Here is a 24,332-nt window from a genome sequence, read left to right on the forward strand (position 1 = left end):
TGCGCTCACCCTTGCTGGTTTTTGGTTTGAAATTGCTGAAAACCCAATGTGGATAAGCGCTGGAAGCTATCTTTATTCAAGAGTCTGAAACCATTCGGCGATCGGGGCGCGGGTGGTGTGGGTCTGGTTGACGGGGGCGGCGTCGTCGGCCCAGCCCAAGGCCAGGCCGCAGACGATGTGCTGGTGTTCGGGCAGCTCCAGGACGCGGCGCACGGTGGCGGGGTAGGACGCCAGGGCACCGATGGCACAGCTGCCCAGGCCCATGGCTGCTGCGGCCAGTTGCAGACCGTAGAGCGTCATGCCCAGGTCCATATAGCCGCCGGGGCCGAAGTGGGAGTCTATGGTCACGACCAGCGCCACGGGGGCGTCAAAGAACCGGTAGTTGCGGGCAAACTGCGCGTCGCGCCCGGCGCGGTCGTCGCGGGCCACTCCGAGAGCGCTGTACAGGGCCTGCGCCGCCGCCACCTGGCGCTTGCGCAACTGCATGGGCATGGGGCGGGGGAAGTAGGCATAGTCTTCCTGCTCCGGGGCCTGGCTTTCAAAGTCCTGCAGCAGTGCATCCGTCAGTTGTTGGCGGCGCCGGCCTTGTACCGCTATCAGGCGCCCGGGTTGCAGATTGCCGCCGCTGGGCGCGCGTCTGGCAGCCAGAAGCAGCTGTTGCAGCAGTTCATCTGGCACGGCATCGGGCAGAAAAGCGCGGCTGGAGCGGCGCTGCAGCAGCCATTGCAAGGCTTGCGAATTTTGCATGGCGGTATCGTTCAATCGCATATCGGTCGCATATCGGTCAAGGGGCAGGTGCCATGAATGATGGTGGTTCTGTCATTGCAACCGCAGCACTCATCAGCAGTTATGCCAGCCACTGCACCAGAGTGCCGGCGCCAATGCCGCCAGCGCCTGCAATGGCGGCCATGCCCAGTGCGCCGGGTTGGCTGGCTGACTGCAGCTGAGCCAGGCAGCGCACCAGTGCGATCGCGCCCGATGCCCCGATAGGGTGGCCGCGAGCCAGGCCGCCGCCTTGGGCGTTGATCTGCTCGGGCTGCAGGCCCAGCGCCGCGCAGAAGGCCAGACCCTGCACGGCAAAGGCGTCATGCAGCTCGATCGCGGACAGCTCATCTACTGAGAGATCCGATTGCTGTAGCGCCTGCGCGCCACGTTGCAGCAGCTTGTGCGTGGCGGTGATGGAGGCAAGCATTGGCGTCTCGGGCGCTGCCCCTACGGAAGCGCTGGCCAGCCATTGGGCACGTGGCTTGAGCTGCCAGCGCGCGCATGCTTCGGGCGTGGCCAGCAGCAGCAGGGCTGCGCCATCGGCCTTGGCCGAGATGGTCAGTGCGCTCAGCCCGTGCATGTCGTCCAATCCGCTTTGCGCCACGATGGGCATGCGCGCCGCACGGCTGACGGTCAAGTTGCGGGGATAGGCGTCATGACCCAACCCTGCGAGCGCCGTGATTTCGGCACTCAGCAACGATTGCGCGGCCGTGGCGCGATGATGGCTTTGCAGGGCGTAGCGTTCCTGTGCCTGGCGGCTCAGGCCTTGCCGCTGGGCATAGTCGGCGGCGGACTGCAGCATGTCCGGGTCGCGCGCCGGGTCGGGGGCAAATGGCGGGCGCTCGTAGCTTTGTGGCAGCTCTTCGGCATGGCGCGGGCGGGTCTGGCGTATGGGGGCGCGGCTCCAGGCTTCGGCACCGCCTGCAATCACCATCTGCGCCTGGCCGGACTGCAACAGACCCACGGCCATGGCCACGGCATCCAGGCCGGAGCAGCATTGGGTATCGATGCTGTGGGCCGCGCAACTGTCGGGCAGGCCTGCAGCCAGAGCCAGCATGCGGGCGGGGTTGCCGCCGGCGCCCAGCGCATTGCCCAGCACCACGGCGTCTATGGCCTGAGGCGGCAGGCCGGGTTGCGCCAGCAGCGCCTGCAGCAGCGGCGCGCCCAGTTCGTGACAAGCCAGCTGGCTCAGCGCACCACCCACGGGCGCCACAGGGCTGCGGGTCCAGGCCAGAATGGGAACGCCGCTGGAGCTGGTCTTTAGCTGTGCCATGGCTGAAGCGCTGGCAGGTCGGCGGTGCTGCTGCCGGTGTTTTGCATTTGCTGCAGGGCTTTGCCAATGCGGCCGTGATCGGTCTTGCCGCTCGCGGTTTGCGGCCAGGCGCTGCATATCCACCACTGGCGAGGCACTTTGAACGCCTCGGTGCGTTCGCGCAGCCATTGGGCCAGTTGCAGTGCACCGGGCGGCTGGGTACCTGGCCGCCACTGCAGCACGGCCTGGACTTGCATGCCGCGCAGCGCATCGACCTGACCGTGCAGCGAAACCTGGGCAATCGCCGGATGGCTGGCCAGCAGGTTTTCCACCTCTTCGGGAAACAGATTCTTGCCCTGGGTGACGAGCATGCGGCTCTGGCGTCCCGCCAGGCAAAGCATGCCGCGTTCGTCGATATGGCCCATATCGCGCACGGACAGCCAGTCGCCGTCGCGCAGCACGGCCGTGGGGTCGTGGGCATCGCCCACATAGTCCATGAACAGCATGGGACTGCGGATATAGATCAGGCCGTCTTCGGCGTGAGCTGCTCCCGCCTGCGCAATGCAGGGGTCCGCAGTGGGACGGATATCGATTTCCACATTGCTGAAGGTGCGTCCAACGGCTTGCGGGCTGCTGGCTTCGTCGGCTTCCATCCAGGCGACAAAGCTGGCTTCGGATGCACCATAGAACTCGATGATGCGGGCCTTGGGAAAGAGCTTGCGCAGTGCAGGCGTGTGGTCGCGCATCCAGCGTGCGCCGCTGATGGTGATCAGCTCCACCTCGGGGATGGGCGCGATATGGCGGTGCTCGGCCCATTGCAGCATCAGCAGCAACTGGCTGGGCACGGCGACCAGGCAGGGCGTTGCGCCGCTGGCCAGAGTCGTCAGGCAGCGCGCGGCAGAGAATTTCTCCTGCATGACGGCGCCCGTGCCATACCAGATGCCTTGCATGGCGCCGAACAGAAACAGCGAGTGCGAAATACGGCCCGGCGCCAGGGTACGCTGGGCCACCAACGGGCCAAAGTCCTGCAGTCCCACACGAAAGCTCTCTGTCCACGAATGGTGGTGGCGCTTGAAACCCTTGGGCAGGCCAGTGCTGCCGGAGGTAAAGCCAGTATAGAAGGCGTCCAGCGGGTGGGCTGCGTCGTGGGTTGATGGTTGCAAAGGCAGCCAGCCCGCTATGCGCTGGCGTACAGCGGGCTGCCAGTCGGGGTCGGCCACGGCGGCGCAGCGGCCGCTGGCGATGATGGCGAGAAAATCCACCAGTCGTTGCAGTGTGGACTGGTTGGCGTCTATCAGCACCATCTGTGGCGCGCGCCTGGCAATCAGCGCCTGGCAGCGCTTCTGTACCTCTGCATGCAGCTGGGCAAAGTTCAGAGTGCCTGCTTCGCTTTGCAGGGCCACGACATCTGGTCGGTGCCGGGCCCAATGCGCAAGAGGGCCATGCACCAGCTGCCAGAAGCCTTGTAGCGGCGCATGGGCGGGAGCAAGGCCTCCAGCGGCTTGCATGGCAGTCACGTGGACAGAGTTCATTGACGTCCGCCAAAGCGCCAGTCAGGCATGCCGCGTGCAACAGTGTGGACGATGATGGCGCAGAGGATGCACTTGATGAAGTCGCCGGGCACAAAGGCCAGCGTCACCTTGAAGGCCTGGTCCAGGCTCATATTGGCCAGCAGCATCAGGCCCAGCACACCAAAGGCATGCAGGCACACCAGGCCGCCCAGCAGTGAAGCAATGAATGCGCTGATGGCCGTGCGGCGGGGCGAGCTTTGGGGAAGTGCGGCCATCAGAGCGCCCACTATGCAGGCTGCCAGCGCATAGCCGAGCAGATAGCCGGCAGACGGCGTCATGAATACGCCAAGGCCGCCGCGCCCGCCTGACAGCAGGGGTAGGCCTACGGCGACGGCTGCAAGGAACAGCAGCATGGATTGCAGGCCGCGCCAGGGGCCCAGCATGACGCCGGCCAGCATCACGCCCAGCGACTGGATGGTGATGGGCACACCCAGTGGCAGATCGATCTTGGGAATCAGGCCCATGACGGCCATGAGCGCCGCAAACAGCGAAACCTGCGCCATGGAGCGCGCGCCGCTGCGCGATACGGTGTGAGAGGGCGTGGTCATCATCAAATCTCCTAAAAACCCAGTCTTGCCCAGAGGGCATCAGCCACGCGGCGCGTGGCTTGCAGCATATGAATCGTCAGCGGGGCGATCAGACGCAGGCCGCCACTTTTGCCGGTGCGCAGCCGGTGCGCATCGTCGAGTTTTTTCCATTGCACAAAAAAATGCTCGGTAAAGCGCAGCATCAGCGCTATCTGCATGGCGACGCGCTCAACAGGGATGCCAAGTTTTGCCAGCGGCGAGAGCAGCCATTCCAGTACTTCCACCAAGTCGCTGGGGCGGGTGGTGATGGTCAGCGCAATTCCCAATGTGGAGGCACAGATCAGGCGCAGCGCGCTGACGGCCGCCAGCTCGTAGTTGCTCATAAAGGCATGAAAGCCAGCCACCAGCAGCGCGGCGATGATGACCGAGCACATGAGCCGCCGGGCGATCTGTGTGGCCTGCCCCAGAGACAACCAGAGGATCAGGCAAACCAGCCCGGCACCTGCCAGCAGCAAAGGGGAGTTTGTCAAAAACAATAGCGTTCCGCCTATCGCCAGCAGCAACAGCTTGAGGCCGGCGCGCCAGCCGTGCAGCCAGGTGGGGAACTCGCTGTAGAGGCTACCCATGAAGCGCCCCGCCTTGTGCGCGACTGTGTGCGCTTGCCGCAAGACGTGCGGCCACATCGGCCTCGTAGGCGCGGCAGACATGCGAGCCTGGACCGTCGCCGCGTATGCGACCTTGCTCCAGCCACAACACGCGCTCGAAGCCTCTGACATGGTCGAGCACATGGGTGGAGACCAGGATCTGCTGCGATGCTGCCGCAATATCCTGCGCCAGCTTTGCCTGGCCTGGCAGATCCAGGCTGGCGAAAGGCTCGTCCAGCAGCAGCACGCTGGGCGCGGCAATCAGCAAGGACAGCCAGCAGACCTGCTGACGTTGACCCTGGCTCAGGCTGCTGACCGCCCGCTCGGCCCAGTGAGCCAGCCCGCGTTGCGCCAGCATCTCGCGCGCCGCAGCCATGGCTTGCTGCTTGTTCAGACCCTTGGGGCGCAGGCCCAGTGCCAGCTCTTCTCCCACGGTGGGGAAGATGATCTGGTCATCGGGGTTCTGAAACATCAGGCCCACCAAGCCCGGCTTGCCCTGGCGTGCCTCCAATAGCGGCACGCCGTTGATCTGCACTTGACCGGTGGCCGGTGTTTCCAGCCCGCACAGCATGCGAAACAGGCTGGACTTGCCTGCTCCGTTGTCACCGATCACGCCAATGCGTCGCTCGGTCAGCTGCAGCTTGAGGCCGTCAAACACCGTGGTCTGACCGCGCTGCAGGCGCACGTCGACGATCTGCAGCTCGGTCATAGGGCCGGCAGCCGCAGGGCGGCGCTCCAACAGGGATGCAGGCAGGGAAGCACAGGGGCGGACAGCATGAAAACCAGAAACCTCGAATCAATTCACGCCACGGACACCCATGGCGAGGCGGATTCTAGCTCTGTGGAATTGCCTATAAAAGCTTTCAAAATCGAAGCTTTTTATGTGATTTGCATATAAGAAATCGCATCTTCAGTTTCCTGAATTTTGTGACTGAAGAAGGGGATGTTTTATCGACATTTGTAAGGCAGTTGAAGGTGATTTGCTTGCGGTTGAAAGATCCATGCCTTATCGGGATTGCTTTTGTATTTAACTCCGACGAAATTGAGGCAGAGGGTGTTGGAGAAGTCGGTGTAATCGACGAACTTGGCGGGTTTTGCAGGGCGTTTTCGATCGATTGCCATGCGATTGATTGCAAGAGATGCAAGGCGCAGTCTTGAAGGACTGGGTAAACCGTTTTTTCGAGGCGATTTGGCTTTGTTTGAGCGCATCAAAAAAGTCTCGGAAAAATGCAAGAAACGCTGTAGCACAGCACGGGAGACGGTGCGGGATGCAAAAAAAAGCGGGCCCAAGGCCCGCTTGGCCGTTCTGCAGGGCCAGCTAGAACTGGTAGCCAAGGCTGGTGCCCAGCATCCATTGACGCCCAGGTGCGGCTTCGTAATAGCGCTTGTTGCTCTCGTTGACGATGACGGAGCCGACATAGCTTTTGTCGGTCAGGTTGTCGATGCGGGCAAAAGTGTTGAGCTTCCAGGCCCCCAGGCGGTAGGTGTAGCCCACGCTGAGGCTGGCCACGTTGTAGCTGGGCGCGTAGACACTGTTGTCATCGTTGGCTGCGACCTGGCCCATGCGGCGCCAATCCAGACCCACGCGCCAGTCGGTGGCGGGAAACCAGTCCAGTCCCAGATAGGCCATGTTTTTGGCCGTGCCTGCGATACGTTTTCCGGCCGGAACAGTGGTTGTGCTGCCGTTTGAGTTCAGGTAGCCGTAGGCGCTACGCAGGCGGGCATCGAGCAAAGTCAAAGAGCCGTTGAGTCGAACTTGGGGATGAAGCCAGGCCGTGGTACTTAGCTCCAAGCCACGGCGGCGTGTCCTGCCTGCATTCTGGTAGCTGGTGTTGCCTTGATTGCTGGCCACCACAATCTCGTTGTCGGTCTGGGTCTGGAACAGTGCCGCAGATAAATCGCCGCGCATGCCTGCCATGTTGAAGCGCCGCTTGATGCCCAGTTCGGCGCTTGTGGAAACAGCGGGTTTGAGACTGAAGTTCAGGCCCGCAAGGTCACCTGGGCGGTAGGAAATCTCATTGAAAGTGGGCGTCTCCATGCCCCGACCCAGTGAGGCATAGAGAGTGCTGTCTTCGTTGAGCTGATGCTGCAGCGAGACCACTGGCAGAAGTTTGTGGAAGCCCGTGCTGCCGCTGCCGTTTCCGTCGGCCGGAAAGTGGTCGCTGGACTTGAACTGCACATTGCTCCAGCGCAGACCCGCATCAAGCTTCCACGTAGGAGCCAAAGCCCATGATGCCTGCAGATAGGGGTCGATATTGCTCAGCGTGTTGCGCTCGTCGCGCACCAGATCGCCTATCACGCCCAGCTGAGTTCCTGCAAAGTTCTTGTAGCCTTGGCGGTCTTCCTTGACGGTATTGGCAGACAGGCCCGCGATCAGCTTGAATTCGCTGTCGCCGAGCCGGTATTTGCCGCTCCAGCGTAGATCCAGGCCGCCATAGTCGCGTTGCAGACCGATGACGCCTCCCTTGAAGCCGGGTTGAGAGGCCTTGGGAGTGGACTGGAACTGCATCATTTCGCGTTGGCCCGCATAGACCATGAAGCGCAGTGCATTGCTGCCATCAAGCTGGCGTTCATAAGTCAGACCGGCCTGAGTCTGCTTGATGTGTTTGCGCGAGTCGTAGAGCAGGGCATTGGGCGTGGTCATGCGTGAATCCCTGGCCCAGTCTTCAGGGCTGATGCCGCCAGGGTCCTTGGCGTCGATTTTCACATGGTTGGCCACCAGTGTCAGCTTGCTGTACTCGTCCGGTTTGACGTCGATGCGCGCGTTGAACAGGTTTTTGTCGGCCGCGCTTTGCGCGCGGTAGCCGTCGGTGAGAAAGCGGCTGGCACCGAGCACATAGCCAATCCCGTTGGCTTCGCCCTTGGCTTTGAGGCCCAGGCGCTTTTGACCGTTGCTGCCCAGGGCGAAAGTGCTTTCAAGCCGGGGCTTGCCTTCGCCCTGTTCGGTATAGGCGTTGATGACACCGCCCGAAGCATTGCCGTAGAGCGCAGAGTAGGGACCACGCAGCACTTCCATGCGCTCCAGCGAGCCGATGTCGATATTGTTGGTCTGACCCTGGCCGTCGGGCATGGTGGCGGGAATTCCATCCACATAGATCTGTATGCCGCGCACGCCGAATGTGGAGCGGGCGCCAAAGCCGCGAATGGAAAGCTGCAGATCCTGGGCGTAGTTCTGGCGATTCTGCAACTGCAGGCCAGGCACGCTGACCAGCGATTCAGAAACATTGACCTGCCACTGGCGGTCACGCATGCGCTCGCCATCAATCAGGCTGATGGCTGCCGGTACCTGCTCCAGCGTGCTGGACTGCAAGGTGCTGCGGACGGTGACCTCTAAAAGCTGGGGCGTTGCTGCGTCCTGGGCCTGGGAGGGGGAAGTCAGCAGACTGGCTGTGATGACTGGCCAGCCGGCCAGACCACGCAGGCGTGGAAAACGCATTGAGATACCCTGGAGATAGTCACGAAAAAGCGGCTGCCGGTTTGACAGCCTGCCTTATCCTGTCCGGGTCGGAGCCATGCGTCACGGGGGCTATCCAGAATGTGGGCCCGCCGCATCGCTTTCAGCGTTGGCGGCCCGTGGTCTGCGCGTGGTCCATGGCGTCGATGATGGTGACGCCGGTTTGCTGTACACCGGGGGCATTGAAGCCCGGGCCTGGAGTGACCGCCGGGTGGTTCAGCAGCTTTTCCGCCATGCTGGGCTCGGCGGGACTGGCAGTTTGAGCTACGGGCTCCGATGCAGCCATATCGACGGGTTCGCTCTCGTTCTTGGCCGTGGGCGCTGTCTCCTGCGTGGATTGCAGATAGTCGTTGTAGCGCTGATAAGTCTGGCGCTCTTGCCGGCTTTGCTCCTGCTGCTTCGAGTATTTCAGGTATTGATAGCCGACGCCGAGCAGCACCATCGAAGCGACCAGAAACACCACCACTGCCGTCATGACCCAGTTTTCGTCGGAGCGCTGGAGAGCTGGCGGCTGGGAATGGGCTGGGTTGTGGAGCTTGGACATGTAGGGGTTGAGCCAGTTGCCGCTGCAGGGAGCGGGAAGCTGGAAGTATCTGGATGTTTTTAGCGTATCAAAAAAATATTGCCGCAGAGCATGTCCAGACAATTGTCGGGAACAAGATTTGTGCGCGCGCAAAAAAGCCGGGTGCCGCATGAGCGACCCCGGCTTAGCTGCTTCTCTATGCTATCTGAAAGATAGCTGAAGACGCTTTGTCAATCAGGCTGCAACGGCTTCCAGAGCTTCGATCTGAGCCTTGGCGCCCTGCACGGCGGTTTCACGGGCTTCGGGGCCCAGGCCCAGGCCTTCGGCGCGCACAAAGCTGATATCGGTCACGCCCATGAAGCCGAAGATCACCTTCAGATAGCTTTCCTGGTGTTCCATGGCTTGGCCGGCTTCGCTGGTCGAGTAGAAACCGCCACGAGCCGATGCCACGATGACTTTCTTGTCACCAGCCAGGCCGACCGGGCCTGTGGCGGTGTACTTGAATGTACGGCCCGCTTGGGCGATGCGGTCAAACCAGGCCTTGAGCTGGCTGGGGATGCTGAAGTTGTAGAAGGGAGCGCCAACCACGATCACGTCAGCCGCCAGGAACTGGCTTACCAGGGCTTCGGAGATGGCGTTTTCCTGGCGCTCGATCTCGGTGGAAGCGGCTTGGCCAGTGCGAAAGCCCATGGACTGTGCGTTCAGGTGAGTGGGGGCGTTCACGGCCAGATCCAGATAGTCCACACGGGCTTCGGGATGGGCTTGCTGCAGGTTGGCCACGATGCCGGCAGTCAGTTCACGCGAGACGGAGTTGGCGCCGGTGATTGCGGAGTCAATGTGCAGAATTTGCATGATGTTCTTTCAATCTCTGTCAAAAAAGGTGTTTGGAATGGATCAGGCCTTGATCTGCAAACAGCAAAACAGCGGCTAGATTCGTTTGTCGATGGGATAGATTATGGATTTGATGAGATTGAACGATAAGTCTGCAAAAATGCGATAGATTGTTCCAAATATCAATCCAATAAGAGCAGAGGATTTATGCATGGTCGATCTCAATGACATGCTGTACTTCGTCGAGGTGGTCGAGCGCGGAGGTTTTGCTGCTGCGGGGCGCGCTTTGGGCATTCCCAAGTCGCGGCTGTCCCGCCGCGTGGCGGATCTGGAGAGCTTCCTTGGTGTGCGGCTGCTGCAGCGCACCACACGCAAACTGTCGCTGACCCAGGTGGGCGAGACCTATCTGCGCCACTGTCAGGCCATGCGCGATGCGGCCCTGGCGGCGTCGGATGCGGTGGCCGAAGTGCAGACGGAGCCGCGCGGCACCATTCGCGTGACCTGCCCGGTAACGCTGGCCCAGACCGTGCTGGGTGAGCTGATGCCGCAGTTCCTGCGCAACTGCCCATTGGTGCAAGTGGAGATGCAGGTCACCAACCGGGCCGTGAATCTGGTGGAAGAAGGGGTGGATGTGGCGCTGCGTGTGCGCGCCAGCCTCGATGAAAGCGGCTCCATGGTGGTCAAGAGGCTCGATAGCTCGCGTCAGATTCTGGTAGCCAGCCCTGATTTGCTCGAGCGTCAAGGCACTCCCCGTACTCTGGAGGACCTGCAACTGCTGGACAGCATGTCCATGTCGGCTGTGGACGGGCACTCCAGTCTGCTGCTGGTGGGCCCCGAGGGCAAGGAGCACCGCTTGCAACTGCAGCCGCGCTATGTGGTCGATGATTTGCTGACGCTGAAATTTGCGGCCCTGGCTGGCAGCGGCATGTGCTGGCTGCCTGACTATATGTGCCAGCACGAGCTGGAGCAGGGCTCCCTGGTGCGGCTTCTGCCAGACTGGGCTCCGCCGCAAGGCATTGTGCATGCGGTGTTTCCGTCTCGGCGAGGGCTGGCGCCGGCGGTGCGCCACTTTCTGGATTTTCTGGGCGAGCAGATGCCGGGGCGCAGCAGCATCGAGCTGCATTAGCTTCTGCCCATAAGATAAGAACAAATCATTCGTTGGGTTTTGCCGGCCCGACTTTCACAATGCGGCCTGTTGAACAAGAGCCTCAGGAGGCCGCATGCATTCCCCTTACCGCATCGTCATCGTGCCGGGCTGGCGCAATTCCGGGCCGGGCCATTGGCAAAGTCTCTGGGCCGAGCAACTGCCCAATGCCGTGCGCGTGCAGCAGCAGGATTGGCTGGTGCCGCACCGCGATGCCTGGGTGGGGGCGCTGGAGGCATTGCTGCTGGCTGACGAGCGGCCTGCCGTCATCGTGGCGCACAGCCTGGGTTGCATCACCACGGCCCATGTGGGTGAAGAGGCGGCGGCGCGCATACATGGCGCGTTGCTGGTGGCTCCGGCAGACCCTGAGCGCCGAGCCCAGTTGGCTGACTTTGCGCCTGTGCCCTATGCACCGTTGCCCTATCGCAGTGTGTTGGTCGCCAGCAGCAACGACCCCTATTGCCCCATACGCCGTGCAGGCGCCTATGCGCGCGCCTGGGGCAGCGAGCTGGTGCGCCTGCAAAATGCCGGACATGTGAATATAGAGTCGGGTTTTGGGCCCTGGCCGCTGGGTTTGGCATTGCTGCAATCCTTGCTGGGAGAGCAGGCCTGGCACGGCAGCGGCCATGCGAGAGCGGTGGAAGCCTTGAGTGTTTAGCAAGGCGCGAGAGGGGTTTTAAAGCAGCGAAAGCTGCTTTTTTTATAGCTATAAGCGCTGTGTGTGCAAGGGCTTGATAGCTATTTGGCCTTGGTTTTATTTTATATATGAAAAATCAGAAAAACAAAGAAAAATATATTCTTTTGAGTTTTAAGGAGTCGTTCGCACAATGTCTACATCTGTACACATTGCTTAAGAAAAGGCCGCGAACCATGCATTCCGTGAAGCTCAAGACATTGTTGACATCCATCGCACTGGCAGCAGCAGGCGCTGCTTCTGCACAGACTCAGCTGCTCAATGTTTCCTATGACGTGGCCCGCGAGTTCTACAAGGATTACAACGCTGCCTTCATCGCTCATTACAAAAAGACCAAGGGCGTGGACATCAAGGTGGATCAGTCCCATGGCGGCTCCAGCGCCCAGGCGCGTGCCGTCAACGACGGTTTGGCTGCCGATGTGGTGACCTTCAATACGACCACCGATGTGGATTTTCTGGCTCAGAACGGCGTGGTCGCCAAGGATTGGAACAAGAAGTTCCCGCATGACGCATCGCCCACTACTTCGACCATGCTGTTCCTGGTGCGCAATGGCAATCCCAAGAATATCAAGGACTGGTCCGATCTGATCCGCCCCGACGTGAAGGTTGTGGTGGTCAACCCCAAGACCGGCGGCAATGGTCGCTATGCCTATCTGGCCGCCTGGGGCTCGGTACGTGAAAAGGGCGGCACCGATGCACAAGCCGCCGAATTCGTGCAAAAGCTCTACAAAAACGTGCCCGTGCTGGGCAAGGGCGGTCGTGACGCGACCAGCATCTTCCTGCAGCGCAATATCGGCGACGTGCTGATCACCTTTGAATCCGAAGTCGTGTCCGTGGACCGTGAATTCGGCCAGGGCAAGGTCGATGCCGTCTACCCGTCCGTGAGCATCGTGGCCGAGAACCCTGTGGCCGTGGTCGAGCGCACCGTGGCCAAGAAGGGCACGACCCAGTTGGCCAACGACTATCTGCAGTGGCTGTACTCCGATGAGGCCCAGGAAATCGCTGCCAAGCATGCGATCCGTCCGCGCTCCGAGGCCGTGCTCAAGAAGCACGCCGACCAGTTCAAGCCCATCAAGCAGTTCACCGTGGCCAAGTACTTTGGTTCTCTGACCGAAGCGCAAAAGGTGCACTTCAACGATGGCGGTCAGTTCGACAAGCTCTATACCCCCGGTAAATAACTGCTTCAGCCCCCGAGCCGCTTTGCCTGGGCGGCCCCACGGCGTCCCCCTCTCTCGCTGCGCGGGAGGGCGACGACATCCTCGCTGCGGGGCAGCCCTTGCTTGATGTCTCTGATCCGGGTCATACCCGGTATCTAGGAGCGGGGCGTGCACGCGAAACCTCTCCGAGTCTGACCTCCGATCTATGTCTTCTGCTGCTTTAGCCCCGCGCAAGGCGCGTAGCGCCAAACGTGTGTTGCCCGGTTTCGGGCTGACGCTGGGCTACACCATCTTCTATCTGAGCATCATTGTGCTCATCCCGCTGGTCGCCCTGCTAACCAAAAGCTTTTCCCTGACCTGGGAGCAGTTCTGGACTGCTGTTTCGGCTCCGGCCGTGGTTGCATCCTACGAGCTGTCTTTCACCATGTCTTTTATTGCGGCCTGCGTGAACGTGGTGTTCGGCATGCTGATCGCCTGGGTGCTGGTGCGCTACCGGTTTCCCGGCAAGAAGGTGGTGGATGCACTGGTGGATCTGCCCTTCGCCTTGCCTACGGCTGTTGCTGGCATCTCCCTGTCGGCCCTGTATGCGGGCAATGGCTGGATCGGGCAGTATTTCGAAGCCCTGGGTATTCAAATGGCCTACAACCCCAAGGGCATCGCCATCGCGCTGATCTTTATTGGCCTGCCATTTGTAGTGCGCACGGTGCAGCCGGTGCTTGAGGACTTCGAGAAGGAGTTGGAGGAGGCTGCGACCAGCCTCGGTGCGTCGCGCTGGCAGATTTTCTACAAGGTCATCCTGCCGCATATCGGCCCGGCCTTGCTCACGGGCTTCGCCATGGCATTTGCACGCGCCGTGGGCGAATACGGCTCGGTGATCTTTATCGCCGGCAATATCCCCATGGTTTCCGAAATCACTCCGCTGATCATCATGGCCAAGCTGGATCAGCATGATGTGGCAGGGGCCACGGCCGTGGCGGTGGTGATGCTGCTGATCTCTTTTGTATTGCTGCTGCTGATCAACGCGCTGCAGGCATGGCAGCGCAAGGCGCAGGGAGGCCGCTGATGTCCAATATTCATGCAACCATTCAAGCGCTGTTCCCCAATCTGCTGCCCATCTGGGCGCATCTGCTGACGGTTGTTGTCATTGCCCTGGTGGTCCTGCTGGCTCTGTACAAGATCACGGCACCGCCCAAGAGCGTCAAGCTCGAGAAGATGAGTACCACCGAGCCGCGCTGGGTGCGCTGGGTTCTGACCACGATGGCCCTGCTTTTCATGCTGGTCTTCCTGATCCTGCCGCTGCTGTCGGTGTTCGGCGAAGCGCTGCGCAAGGGCTGGGATGTCTATGTCACGGCGCTGGGTGAGCCCGATGCACTCTCGTCCATCAAGCTCACACTGATCACGGCGTTGATCGCCGTGCCGCTGAATCTGGTCTTCGGCGTGGCCGCCGCTTGGTGCATCGCCAAGTACGAATTCAAGGGCAAGGCATTTCTGACCACCTTGATTGATCTGCCGTTCTCGATCTCGCCCGTGGTGGCTGGCCTGATGTATGTGCTGGTGTTCGGCGCCAACGGCTGGCTGGGCCCCTGGTTGGCCGAGCATGGGATCCAGATCATCTTTGCCGTACCCGGCATCGTGCTGGCCACCGTGTTCGTGACCTTCCCCTTTATCGCCCGCGAGCTGATTCCTTTAATGCAAGCCCAGGGCAGCGACGAGGAACAGGCGGCGATTGTGCTTGGTGCCTCGGGCTGGCAGACCTTCTGGAACGTGACGCTGCCCAATATCAAATGGGGTCTGGTCTATGGCGTGATTCTGTGCAACGCCCGGGCCATGGGCGAGTTCGGTGCTGTGTCTGTGGTCTCGGGCCATATCCGCGGCCAGACCAACACCATGCCGCTGCATGTGGAAGTGCTGTATGCCGATTACCAGGCCGCAGCAGCCTTCGCCGTGGCGTCTCTGCTGGCGCTGCTGGCCCTGGTGACGCTGGTCATCAAGTCCCTCGCCGAGTGGCGTGCCGAGCAGCAGGCCAAGGCTGCAGCCGAAACGCCACCCGAGCGCCCAGGCCAGATCAGCCTCGCAACGAACCAAACCGCCAAGGCAGCCTGAGCTGCCAGGATCAGAACAAGAGATTCATCATGAGTATCGAAATTCGTAATGTCAGCAAGCAGTTTGGCGATTTTCAGGCCCTGCGCGATGTCAGCCTCGATATCAAGTCGGGCGAGCTGATTGCGCTGCTCGGGCCCTCCGGCTGCGGCAAGACCACGTTGCTGCGCATCATCGCTGGCCTGGAGACTGCCGATGTGGGCAGCATCCACTTCAGCGGTGAAGACACCACCGATGTTCATGTGCGTGACCGCAACGTGGGCTTTGTGTTCCAGCACTATGCGTTGTTCCGTCACATGACCGTGTTTGACAATGTGGCCTTTGGTCTGCGCGTCAAGCCGCGCAAGGAACGCCCCAGCGAAGCTGTGATCAAGGAGAAGGTCATGAAGCTGCTCAAGCTGGTGCAGCTGGACTGGATTTCCGACCGCTATCCCTCCCAGCTCTCGGGCGGTCAGCGTCAGCGCATTGCACTGGCTCGTGCCCTGGCGGTGGAGCCCAAGGTGCTGTTGCTGGACGAGCCCTTTGGCGCGCTGGATGCCAAGGTGCGCAAGGAGCTGCGCCGCTGGCTGCGCCAGTTGCACGACGAGTTGCATGTGACTTCCATTTTCGTGACCCATGACCAGGAAGAGGCGCTGGAGGTAGCCGATCGCGTGGTTGTCATCAACCAGGGCAAGATCGAACAGGAGGGCACGCCCCAGGAGGTCTGGGACAACCCGGCCACGCCTTTTGTCTACGGTTTCCTCGGCGATGTGAATCTGTTCAAGGGCCGTGCCAGCGATGGCCGGGTCTATCTGGACGATGGCATGCAGCTGGACAGCTCGGATGCGCGCGGAGCCAATGACAGTCAGGCTTTTGCCTACGTGCGTCCCCATGATCTGGAGGTGGAGCGTTATTCACCGGGTCAGAATCTTGACGCGCAAGGCCGCCCCACAGGCATCGTGGCCCAGCTGTCGAGAGCGATTGTGGTCGGCCCCATCGCAAGACTGGAACTTATTCCTTCCGAGAACACACCAAGCTCCGGTGATGCAGGGCAGGAGGCTTTGATCGAAGCCCAGATTCCTGCTCAGCAGTTCAAGGAAATGGGCCTGCGCGAAGGTGAGACCCTGGTGGTCACGCCACGCCGCGCCAAAGTCTTTTTGGATGAGGCTGCGGGGATATAGACTTCCCCTGCGCGGCTGCGTCGCTTTCCCCGGAAGGGGGTGGCGCCTTCGCTGCAGGGCTGCCTTTGCTCGGCACCTCTGACATGGGCTGCGACTTGTTCGCAGCCCATGGTCGTTCATGAATCGGGTTTATTCGATGAAAGAGATAGCTGATGCTTCAATGGTTTGAAACCGCGCCCCGGCGCATCCTGGCGCTGATCTGCGCTGCCTGTGTGGCCATGCTGGTGTTTGGCCTGTATCTGCAGCATGTGGTAGGGCTGGAGCCCTGCCCCATGTGCATCGTGCAGCGCTATGCACTGATTCTGGTAGCTATTTTCACAGGACTGGCAAGCCTTAGAGGCCAAAAAGGCTGGTGGATGAGCTTCGGTGTTCTGGCGCTGCTGACCAGCGGTTTCGGCGCCTTTGTCGCGGCACGCCAAAGCTGGCTGCAGTGGTATCCACCCGAGTTCGCCACCTGCGGCCGTGACTTCTATGGCATGATTGAGCACTACTCCTTCAGCCGCTCCATTCCCATGATCTTCCAGGGCTCGGGCGACTGCGCGGCCATTGACTGGACTTTGCTGGGCGGCTCGATTGCCAACTGGTCCTTTATCTGCTTCGCGCTGTTCTTCGTGCTCCTGGCCCTGCTTCTGGCCAAGGGTGGCAAGCGCTGAGCGCCATCGGATCCCCAAAGAAAAAGCCCCTAGGCCATGCGGCCCCGGGGCCTTTTTCATGGTCTGGAGGCGGCTCAGTCGCTTTCCGCGCTGCTGCCCATGAACACAGGGCCCGCCGTGCCGGGGACCCAGCCAGGATAGGTTTCCATCACCTCGGCAAACAGGGCAGAGTCGATCCAGCGCTGCAGCCAATCCTGTAGATGAGGCCATGGCTGTTCGTTCCACTGGGCTTCGTCGATGCGGGCGTACTGACGCACGAAGGGGCGCAGCGCCATGTCGGCCAGGCTCGGGTTCTGGCCAAACAGATAGCCGGAATCTTCCAGCTGGTCGTTGAGGTCGGACAACCAGGTCAGTGCATCGGCCTGGGCCTGGTTGACGGCTTCGGCATTATGGCGCTCGGGGTATTTGCAGCGGTCCAGCGCCTGCTTGAAGAAGCTGTCATTGCGTTCTATCAGCGCCAGCATTTCCTCAAGGCTGCCCTCGGTCGGAGTCAGCCAGCTGTCGGGGTCGTTGCCACGCAGGGCGTGCAGCATGACTTCCAGGCTTTGATCAATCACCTGTCCATCCTGCAGCACCAGCACAGGTACCGTGCCCTTGGGCGATGCGTCCAGCAAGGCCTGGGGCTTGTTGCGCAGATTGATTTCACGCAGCTCGCAGGCCAGGCCTGCATGTGCCAGCGCCAGACGGGCGCGGATGGCATAGGGGCAGCGGCGGAATGAGTACAGCGTGGGCAGGGCGGCGGGGGAGGGTGGTAAGTCGGACATGGAAACTTGGCCTCGGGAAAGAGAGGCGCAGAAAGGGGGCAGAATGCGCGGCCAGGCTGGCTAATGTACCTGTTGCCACGAAGCCTTGCATGGCCCTGTGCATAGGGCCATGTCTGGGACTATTTCGGTTGATCGCTGCTGTCCGTTGCGTCCAGGAGGCCTGCATCGCCGGTCGGTAACTCGCTCAGCCATTGCGCCAGCGGCATAGGTCGGCCGAACCAGTATCCCTGCAGACCCTGGCAGTGGTTGGCGGCCAGGAAGGCTGCCTGGGCTTGGGTTTCCACGCCTTCGGCAACCACGGCCAGACCGAGATGGTGTGCGACCGAAAGTATGGACTGCACGATGGCGGTGTCGCTGGCGCTGCCGGGCGTGTCCTTCACAAAGCTCTTGTCGATCTTGAGTTCGTACAGCGGCAGGCGCTTGAGGTAGGCAAAGCTCGAATAGCCGGTGCCGAAGTCGTCGATCGCAAACCGCAGGCCCAGGTTCACGAGCTGCGTCATGCGCTCGGCCGTGTCGTCCACGGCGGCGATCAGCAGACTTTCCGTGACTTCCAGCACCAGACGCTCGGCAGGCACGCCCGTGCGCTCCAGCAGCGAAGCCATGCGCTCGACAAAATCGTCCTGGCGAAACTGGAGCTGGCTCATGTTGACCGACAACGTGAGCTGTGGATGCGTGGCAGACAGCGCAGCCAATGTGGTGCAGGCCCGCTCCAGCACCCACTCTCCCAGACGCAGGATAAGGCCGGACTCTTCCGCCAGCGGGATGAACTGGTCCGGCGCTACCGCGCCGCGCTCAGGGTGGAACCAGCGCAGCAGCAGCTCTGCGCCAATGATTTGCCCCACCCCATTGACCTGTGACTGCGCGTAGATGGCAAACTGGCCCAGATCCCATGCGCGCTGCAGATCCTGCGCCAGGCTCAGCTCTTCCTGGGCACTGGCCTGCATCTCGGGCTCATAGAACGCCATGTGATTGCGTCCCGCAGCCTTGGCGCGGTACATGGCGGTATCGGCCTCCCGCAACATATCCTGGGCATCGGCCTGGCCGCGCGGAAACAGGGTGCCGCCAATGCTGCCCGTGCTGCTGTATGGGCGGTCCTGCAATGCATAAGGCGTGTCCAGCGCCTCGCGCAGACGTCTGGCCAGCGCTTCGGCTGCACGCCGGGCCGTTGCAAGGTCCTGTCCCAGGTCCTGGGCCAGCACCACGAATTCGTCGCCACCAAGACGGCCGACCAGGTCTTCGGGCCGCAGCAGGTCCTGTAGGCGCCGGGCCACCTGTATCAGCAGCGTGTCGCCCATGGCGTGGCCTTGAGCATCGTTGATGCGCTTGAAGTGGTCCAGGTCGATGAAGAACAGTGCTCCCATGCTTTCGTTGCGCCGAGCTCGCGTCAGCGCATGCTGGGCCTGTTCCACGAGCATGCGGCGGTTGGGCAGGCCGGTGAGTGCGTCGTAGTAGGCCAGACGGTGGGTGCGGGACTCCGCCTCCTTGCGCTCGGTAATATCGCGCGACAAGGCAATGAACGTGGGCTGGTCGCCGGGCTGTTCACCCTGCTTGCGTGCGATAGACAACTCGAACCAGTGCGTGCTGCCATCCGCCACGCGTAGTGGAAACTGCCAGCCGCGCGTGTTCCCGTCGCGTTCAGCCTGGGCGATGGCGTTCATATAAGCGGATGCGGCCTCGGGCGGCACGACTTCGGAAAGCAGGCGGCCCAGGAAATCGTCTGGAGGCGAGTGCAGCAGATCGCTGCGCGACGTGCGATGGCGCAGCAGACGCCCGTCGCGCGACAGCTCGAACAACAGGTCGGGGATGGCGCTGAGCGTGCTTTCCAGCTCGTCACGGGCGCTGCGCAGTTCCTGAGTCATGTTTCCGGCCAGTTGCTCCGCACGGTCACGTGCCGTCATGAGCACCCAGGCGAACCAGCCCGTGGCCAGGCTCAGAACCGCGCCAAGTGCCGCCACCACGGTGCTGTGCTGGTGGTCCGTGCGCTGTGAAAACGCGGCGGTGGGCGACATGGCCAGTGTCCAGGTGCGCCCGCCCACCTCGAAGTGGCGCAGCGTGGTCACGGCATTCGGTGCAGGCTTTGCATCCAGGACGAAAAGCCGATTCGCAGGGTCTGCATCGGGCGCATCGTAGATGGTGAGGGCCACGTCGGGCGCAAATTCCGGAGTCAGACTGTGAACGATGTCCTTGACCCGGAACGGCAGGCTTGCCCAGCCGCGCAGGGCAGCCGATTTTGCGCCGTGGCTGTACAGGGGCATATAAAGCACCGAGGAAATGTCCTGGTTGCGGTCGGTGTTCCTGTCCCGCGCCAGCACATAGCCTCGGCTCAAGGCTGGCTGCCCTGTGGCGGCACTTTGTGCCATGGCCTCGCGGGCCACATTGATGGTGTTGAGGTCGAAGCCCAGCGCAGCGCGCTTGCTCTCGCTCCAGGGCTCGATCTGCGTCATCGGGGCATAGGCTTCGCGCACGCCCGCAGGATGAACGTGGTAGTCGGCCATCCCGTCGGCACGCATCCGGGCCTCGTGGGCGTGGAGTTCTCGCGCCGGCACATGGGCAATCAGGGACACGCTGGCAAGGCCCGGGCGCGTTTCCTCCAGGTGCAGGGCTTGCATGTAGGAGCGGAATTCGCCGGGGCTCACGAATTCGGAGGCATCGAAATAGCCCTTGATACCACGCAGCACGATCTCGTAGGAGGCCATGCGGTCCTGGAGGCTGCTGGAAATCTGCTCCACCGCCAGGTCGAAATTGCGGCGCTCGCGCTCATGTGCGGCCTGGTTTTCGCTGTGCCAGTAAAGATAGGTCAGCCCCAGCATGACAGCGCAGAGCAAGACGGCCAGCAATGCCTGTAGCCCGATGCGAGAGCAGGGCGAGGAGCGATGGTTCATGAGCGACAGATGCGTGGGGCGGCGGGGTTCAGGTTGAAATGAATATCCGTAGGACTTACGCAAACAAGGATGTACAAGGAATATGCCCATAGGGCAAACGTCTTGCCTGAACCTGATTTGCGTAAGTCGTGATCCGGTAACCGCAAGTATGCAGGCTCAGCGGTGCCCCTTTGTTACCTGCAGACGGCCTGGCGTGATATGGCGCAATTCTGTTGGGACTTGCGCAAACAGGGATGTACCGGGGCGCTTCCCTTGTGGAAAAACGCTTGCCCGGGCCTGATTTGCGTAAGTCGTACCTGAGCCTCTCAGGCCGAATCCTGATCAAGTGCTTCGGCCGGCAAGCTGTTTGCCGAAGCCCCTTCATGCTGTAACTGCGCCAACAGCCAGTGCCTGAAGGTCTGCAGCGCAGAGCTGGCTTGGCGCGACTTGAGATGGGTGAGCCAGTAGGCACCGGTGTTCACCTCCTGCGCAAAAGGCCGCACCAGCCGACCCTGGTTCAGCATGTGCTCGAACAGGCGCGTGGGCAGCAGCGCAATGCCGGCTCCCTGGGCAGCGGCCTCGGCCAGGGTCAGCGAGGAATCGAACATGGCGCCGCGCGCCAGCGGCGCCGGCTGTCCGGCTGCCGCAAACCAGCCTTCCCATTCCTGCGCGCGGTAGGAGCGCAGCAGCGTCTGGCTGGCCAGGTCGCCGGGATGGCGCAGGCGTTGGGCCAGGGCCGGTGTGCACATGGGCGACAGCGGTGCACGCAGCAGCATGTCGGCACGCGTGCCGTGCCAGGAGCCATCGCCGAAGCGTACGGCTGCATCCAGCCCTTCGCCGGCCAGATCCACGCGGTTGTTGTTCGTAAGCAGGCGCAGGTCGATATAGGGGTGCAATTGCTGGAACTCGCTCAGGCGCGGTATCAGCCATCCGATGGCAAATGTGCCCACGACACCCACGGTCAGGATTTCACGCGGCCTGGGTTCTGCCAGTTGCTGCAGCGACAGGGCAATGCGCTCAAAGCTCTGGGACACAGCAGGCCATAGGGCATGGCCTTCGTCGGTCAGCGCCAAGCCTCGCGGCAGGCGGCGAAACAGTGGCTTGCCCAGGCGTTCTTCGAGGTTGCGGATGTGCTGGCTGACGGCGGCCTGGGTGACGTGGAGTTCCTCGGCGGCGCGGGTCAGGCTCAGGTGGCGTGCTGCGGCATCGAACATGCGCAGGGCATTGAGGGGCAGCTGCATGGATATAAGTTTATCTAATGGATGGTGTTAAATATTGTCGCTGGTTCAATCCAATTGCGGCTTCTACACTGGGAGGATCAAAAATAAAGCAAAGAGGAACTTATGCAAAGACGTCATCTTCTGGCATCCGGGCTGATGTTGGGGCTGGGCTCCTGGGGTTTGTCCGGCTGTGCCTCGAATACCCAAAAATGGTCCACCTCCAGTCTGCTGCAGACCAAGGATCTGGCCAGGCTGGAAGTGTCCTCCGGCGGGCGCCTGGGTCTGCATATGCTGGACACGGCCACAGGCTTCGAGGCAGGTTGGCGCAGCCAGGAGCGCTTTCCCATGTGCAGCACTTTTAAGACCCTGCTGGCTGCCCATGTTCTGCATGAGGCGCAGAACGGGGGGCCGCAGTTGCAGCGCCTCTATCAGTTCCAGCGCACTGACTTGGTGCCCTGGTCGCCGGTAACGGAAAAGCATGTGGGCACCGACGCAGGGATGACGCTGCAGCAGCTGTGCGAAGCCGCCGTCGTGGTGAGCGACAACACTGCGGCCAATCTGCTGCTCAAGGCTTCCGGCGGGCCTGCGGGGCTGACAGCATGGCTGCGTGAGCTGGGTGATGGCCAGACCAGGCTGGATCGGCATGAACCCGAACTCAACACGGCCATAGCAGGTGATGAGCGCGACAGCACCACGCCTGCGGCCATGCTCAGCACCTTGCACAAGCTGCTGTTGGGATCTGTGCTTTCAGATTCGGGGCGAGTCTTGCTGCAGCAGTGGCTGCTGGAAAGCCGCACGGGCGACAAGCGCCTGCGGGCAGGTATGCCTGCAGACTGGAAGGTGGGTGGCAAGACCGGCAGCGGCGAAAACGGCACGGCCAACGACACCTTGATCGTCTGGCCGGCAGCTCAGGCAGCGCCACTGCTGGTGACCGCCTATCTCACGGGCAGCCATCTTCCAGCAGAAGGCCGCGACGCGGTTCTGGCCCAGGCAGGCGATGTGGTACGGCGCTGGTATCAGGAGCTCTGATTGCCCTGAAGCCTTCATCGCGCGGGCGGGCGCCACACCATCGATGTGGCAATTGCCAATGTGCGTGATATGAGTTGGGGCGCAGAATAGGTCCATTGACCGCATGCTGTCCCCATCTCGCCTCGCCCATGCAACAAGAGCCAGATTTTTTCCATAACCTCAATGAAGAAATACGTGACGGCAAGCGCTGGCTGGAGCGTACCGTCGTTCTGGCCTATGCCGCTGCCGCGGGCCTGAGTGTTGTCGCCTTCACGCTGCTGGCCGACGCCGCCTTCGGCTTTTTCGAGCGCATCTATCAGTGGAATGGCGGCTGGCTGGTGCTGCTGTGGATGCCGGCTATCACGGCAGCGGCTGTCTGGGCCACGCGCAAATGGGCGCCAGGGGCCGGGGGCTCGGGCATTCCGCAGGTGATTGCGACGCTGGAGCCCTCGGTCGATGCAAGCTTGCGCAAGCGCTTTGTGTCCCTGTGGCTGTCGTTTTCCAAGATTGTCCTGTCCAGTACCGGCTTTCTGGCGGGCCTGTCCATCGGGCGCGAGGGGCCATCCGTGCAGGTGGCCGCCGGTGTCATGCATTCGGCAAGGCGCTGGCTGGGGCCCAACTCCGCCATCAATACCCATGCGCTGCTGGTGGCAGGCGGCGCGGCCGGCATTGCCGCGGCTTTCAATGCGCCGCTGGCCGGGGTGGTGTTTGCCATCGAAGAGCTGTCGCGCAGGCTGGAGTCACGCTCCAGTGGTCTGATCATTGCGGCCATTGTGCTGGCCGGCCTGATGGGGGTGTCGGTATTCGGCAATCTCAGCTACTTTGGTCGCATTCGCGTGCAGGAGCTGAGCTGGAATGATTTGCTGCCCTGTCTGGCGGTGGCTCTGACCTGCGGTGTGCTGGGCGGCTTGTTTGCCAAGCTGATGACGATTTCCCTGACCTCTTCGACGGAGCGGCTCAACAAGCTCAAGTCCCGTTTCCCGATTCGGTTTGCGGCGGCGCTGGCGCTGCTCATCGCCATCATCGGTCTGGTTACGGGCGGCGCCACATTTGGCGCGGGTTCCGAAGCGGTCAAGCACATGCTCCAGGGCGAGGCCGATGTGCCCGAGTTCTATGTCACGCTCAAGTTCATTGCGACCTGGCTGTCGGCCTGGGTCGGTGTGCCTGGCGGCATTTTTGCGCCCTCGCTGTCCATAGGTGCCGGTGTCGGCAACAACGTGGCCTCGATTGTCGGAACGACGGATATAGCGCCCGCCTTGATTGCAATGGGCATGGCCGCTTTTCTGGCTGCTGTCACCCAGGCGCCGCTGACGGCTTTCATCATCGTGATGGAGATGGTCGATGGTCACTCGCTGGTACTGAGCCTGATGGCTTCGGCCATGATTGCCAGCATGATCTCGCGCATGATCGCGCGGCCGCTGTATGAATCGCTGGCTCTGCACATGCTCAATGTGGCCAAGGCTTCCATGGTCCTGCCGGAGCCGCCGGCCCAGGATCAGACCGGACCGGACAGTCAGGCGCAAGACTCGGACCTCATGCCGGAAGACGTGGTGGAGGAGCAGCCAGCTCGGCAGCGCGAGCTGGAGTTCGACGCACAGCCGGATGCCGAAGCCCGGGATGCGGGAAATACTCCGCGCAGCTGAGTCGCGCATCTAAGCCGCGCGTCTTGCGATCCTTCAGCGATCCATTTGCTCGCGTGTCATAGGCGGCTGCTGCGCGTGCTTGCGGCTGGCTCCCGCGCGGCCGGCCTTGCTCCATTCATAGGCCTGACCGTCGGGGGTCTGGCCGTCTTCCACGGCCGCCACGCCCACGGGGCCGACCATATCGCGCAGCTCGGACGAAATCGTCACATGTGCATTGCGCAGATCGCCGCGCAGCAACTGGCATTGCTTGAGGGCCTCGCTCATCTGCGTGTCGCTGAAAGGCAGACATTGCGGCAGCCACTGGGGCTGCTCGCCCTCGGGCTGTTGGTTGCGAAGGTAATAGACAACGATGCTCATGTGC

The 24,332-nt window shown here is 61.9% G+C and carries 22 protein-coding genes; 9 read left to right on the forward strand and 13 right to left on the reverse strand.

Going from position 1 to position 24,332, the window contains the following annotated elements; all coding sequences use genetic code 11:
• Positions 1-72: 72 nt before the first annotated feature.
• The 9 genes from QMY55_RS10405 to QMY55_RS10445 all read right to left on the reverse strand — a co-directional run bounded on the left by QMY55_RS10405 (position 73) and on the right by QMY55_RS10445 (position 9,588).
• Positions 73-747, reverse strand: coding sequence for a nitroreductase (locus tag QMY55_RS10405; protein WP_283488510.1), 675 nt, complete (start codon positions 745-747; stop codon positions 73-75).
• Positions 748-847: 100 nt separating this feature from the next.
• Entirely contained in the window at positions 848-2,038 is a 1,191-nt protein-coding gene (locus QMY55_RS10410) for a thiolase family protein (protein ID WP_283488511.1), read from the reverse strand.
• A complete protein-coding gene (locus QMY55_RS10415; protein ID WP_407650671.1) occupies positions 2,026-3,549 on the reverse strand; it encodes an AMP-binding protein in 1,524 nt (507 codons plus the stop codon). The genes QMY55_RS10410 and QMY55_RS10415 overlap by 13 nt, the downstream gene beginning before the upstream one ends.
• A complete protein-coding gene (locus QMY55_RS10420) occupies positions 3,546-4,139 on the reverse strand; it encodes a biotin transporter BioY (RefSeq protein ID WP_407650672.1) in 594 nt (197 codons plus the stop codon). Before QMY55_RS10420 ends, QMY55_RS10415 begins: the two co-directional genes overlap by 4 nt.
• 8 nt (positions 4,140-4,147) lie before the next feature.
• Positions 4,148-4,741, reverse strand: coding sequence for an energy-coupling factor transporter transmembrane component T family protein (locus QMY55_RS10425; RefSeq protein WP_283488513.1), 594 nt, complete (start codon positions 4,739-4,741; stop codon positions 4,148-4,150).
• The gene (locus QMY55_RS10430; protein WP_283488514.1) at positions 4,734-5,468 is read right to left on the reverse strand and encodes an energy-coupling factor ABC transporter ATP-binding protein; all 735 of its coding nucleotides are present in this window, start codon (positions 5,466-5,468) and stop codon (positions 4,734-4,736) included. Before QMY55_RS10430 ends, QMY55_RS10425 begins: the two co-directional genes overlap by 8 nt.
• Positions 5,469-6,077: 609 nt before the next feature.
• Positions 6,078-8,195 (reverse strand): TonB-dependent receptor family protein, encoded by a 2,118-nt coding sequence (locus tag QMY55_RS10435; RefSeq protein ID WP_283488515.1) that lies wholly within the window; start codon positions 8,193-8,195, stop codon positions 6,078-6,080.
• A 121-nt stretch (positions 8,196-8,316) separates the two neighbouring features.
• Positions 8,317-8,757, reverse strand: a complete 441-nt coding sequence (locus QMY55_RS10440) for a hypothetical protein (RefSeq protein ID WP_283488516.1) — start codon at positions 8,755-8,757, stop codon at positions 8,317-8,319.
• A 213-nt stretch (positions 8,758-8,970) separates the two neighbouring features.
• Positions 8,971-9,588: an FMN-dependent NADH-azoreductase gene (locus tag QMY55_RS10445; RefSeq protein WP_283488517.1), complete on the reverse strand. Its 618-nt coding sequence runs from the start codon at positions 9,586-9,588 to the stop codon at positions 8,971-8,973.
• A 190-nt stretch (positions 9,589-9,778) separates the two neighbouring features.
• Between QMY55_RS10445 and QMY55_RS10450 the strand changes: the two genes are divergently transcribed.
• The 7 genes from QMY55_RS10450 (at position 9,779) to QMY55_RS10480 (ending at position 16,475) form a co-directional block, all read left to right on the forward strand.
• A complete protein-coding gene (locus QMY55_RS10450; RefSeq protein ID WP_283488518.1) occupies positions 9,779-10,693 on the forward strand; it encodes a LysR family transcriptional regulator in 915 nt (304 codons plus the stop codon).
• Positions 10,694-10,787: 94 nt separating this feature from the next.
• Complete coding sequence (locus tag QMY55_RS10455; RefSeq protein WP_283488519.1) at positions 10,788-11,369, forward strand: RBBP9/YdeN family alpha/beta hydrolase; 582 nt, start codon at positions 10,788-10,790, stop codon at positions 11,367-11,369.
• Between the two features lie 212 nt (positions 11,370-11,581).
• Positions 11,582-12,583 (forward strand): sulfate ABC transporter substrate-binding protein, encoded by a 1,002-nt coding sequence (locus QMY55_RS10460; protein ID WP_283488520.1) that lies wholly within the window; start codon positions 11,582-11,584, stop codon positions 12,581-12,583.
• Positions 12,584-12,767: 184 nt separating this feature from the next.
• Positions 12,768-13,625: a sulfate ABC transporter permease subunit CysT gene (gene cysT / locus QMY55_RS10465; protein ID WP_283488522.1), complete on the forward strand. Its 858-nt coding sequence runs from the start codon at positions 12,768-12,770 to the stop codon at positions 13,623-13,625.
• Positions 13,625-14,665, forward strand: a complete 1,041-nt coding sequence (gene cysW / locus QMY55_RS10470; protein WP_283488523.1) for a sulfate ABC transporter permease subunit CysW — start codon at positions 13,625-13,627, stop codon at positions 14,663-14,665. Before cysT ends, cysW begins: the two co-directional genes overlap by 1 nt.
• Positions 14,666-14,694: 29 nt before the next feature.
• Entirely contained in the window at positions 14,695-15,822 is a 1,128-nt protein-coding gene (locus QMY55_RS10475) for a sulfate/molybdate ABC transporter ATP-binding protein (RefSeq protein ID WP_283488524.1), read from the forward strand.
• Between the two features lie 149 nt (positions 15,823-15,971).
• Complete coding sequence (locus tag QMY55_RS10480) at positions 15,972-16,475, forward strand: disulfide bond formation protein B (protein ID WP_283488929.1); 504 nt, start codon at positions 15,972-15,974, stop codon at positions 16,473-16,475.
• A 74-nt stretch (positions 16,476-16,549) separates the two neighbouring features.
• On the opposite strand, the gene QMY55_RS10485 is transcribed toward QMY55_RS10480, so the two are convergent.
• The 3 genes from QMY55_RS10485 to QMY55_RS10495 all read right to left on the reverse strand — a co-directional run bounded on the left by QMY55_RS10485 (position 16,550) and on the right by QMY55_RS10495 (position 21,341).
• Positions 16,550-17,239: a glutathione S-transferase gene (locus tag QMY55_RS10485; RefSeq protein WP_283488525.1), complete on the reverse strand. Its 690-nt coding sequence runs from the start codon at positions 17,237-17,239 to the stop codon at positions 16,550-16,552.
• 119 nt (positions 17,240-17,358) lie between these two features.
• Positions 17,359-20,121: a bifunctional diguanylate cyclase/phosphodiesterase gene (locus tag QMY55_RS10490; RefSeq protein WP_283488526.1), complete on the reverse strand. Its 2,763-nt coding sequence runs from the start codon at positions 20,119-20,121 to the stop codon at positions 17,359-17,361.
• A 305-nt stretch (positions 20,122-20,426) separates the two neighbouring features.
• Positions 20,427-21,341 (reverse strand): LysR family transcriptional regulator, encoded by a 915-nt coding sequence (locus tag QMY55_RS10495; protein WP_283488527.1) that lies wholly within the window; start codon positions 21,339-21,341, stop codon positions 20,427-20,429.
• A gap of 102 nt (positions 21,342-21,443) precedes the next feature.
• Between QMY55_RS10495 and bla the strand changes: the two genes are divergently transcribed.
• Positions 21,444-22,349, forward strand: a complete 906-nt coding sequence (gene bla, locus QMY55_RS10500; RefSeq protein ID WP_283488528.1) for a class A beta-lactamase — start codon at positions 21,444-21,446, stop codon at positions 22,347-22,349.
• 128 nt (positions 22,350-22,477) lie between these two features.
• Positions 22,478-23,971 (forward strand): chloride channel protein, encoded by a 1,494-nt coding sequence (locus tag QMY55_RS10505; RefSeq protein WP_283488529.1) that lies wholly within the window; start codon positions 22,478-22,480, stop codon positions 23,969-23,971.
• Between the two features lie 33 nt (positions 23,972-24,004).
• Here the strand turns inward: QMY55_RS10505 and QMY55_RS10510 are convergent, their stop codons facing one another.
• On the reverse strand, positions 24,005-24,328 hold the full coding sequence (locus tag QMY55_RS10510) for a hypothetical protein (protein WP_283488530.1): 324 nt from the start codon (positions 24,326-24,328) through the stop codon (positions 24,005-24,007).
• Positions 24,329-24,332: the final 4 nt, after the last annotated feature.

Origin of the sequence: Comamonas resistens (assembly GCF_030064165.1) — a bacterium.
GTDB lineage: Bacteria > Pseudomonadota > Gammaproteobacteria > Burkholderiales > Burkholderiaceae_C > Comamonas > Comamonas resistens.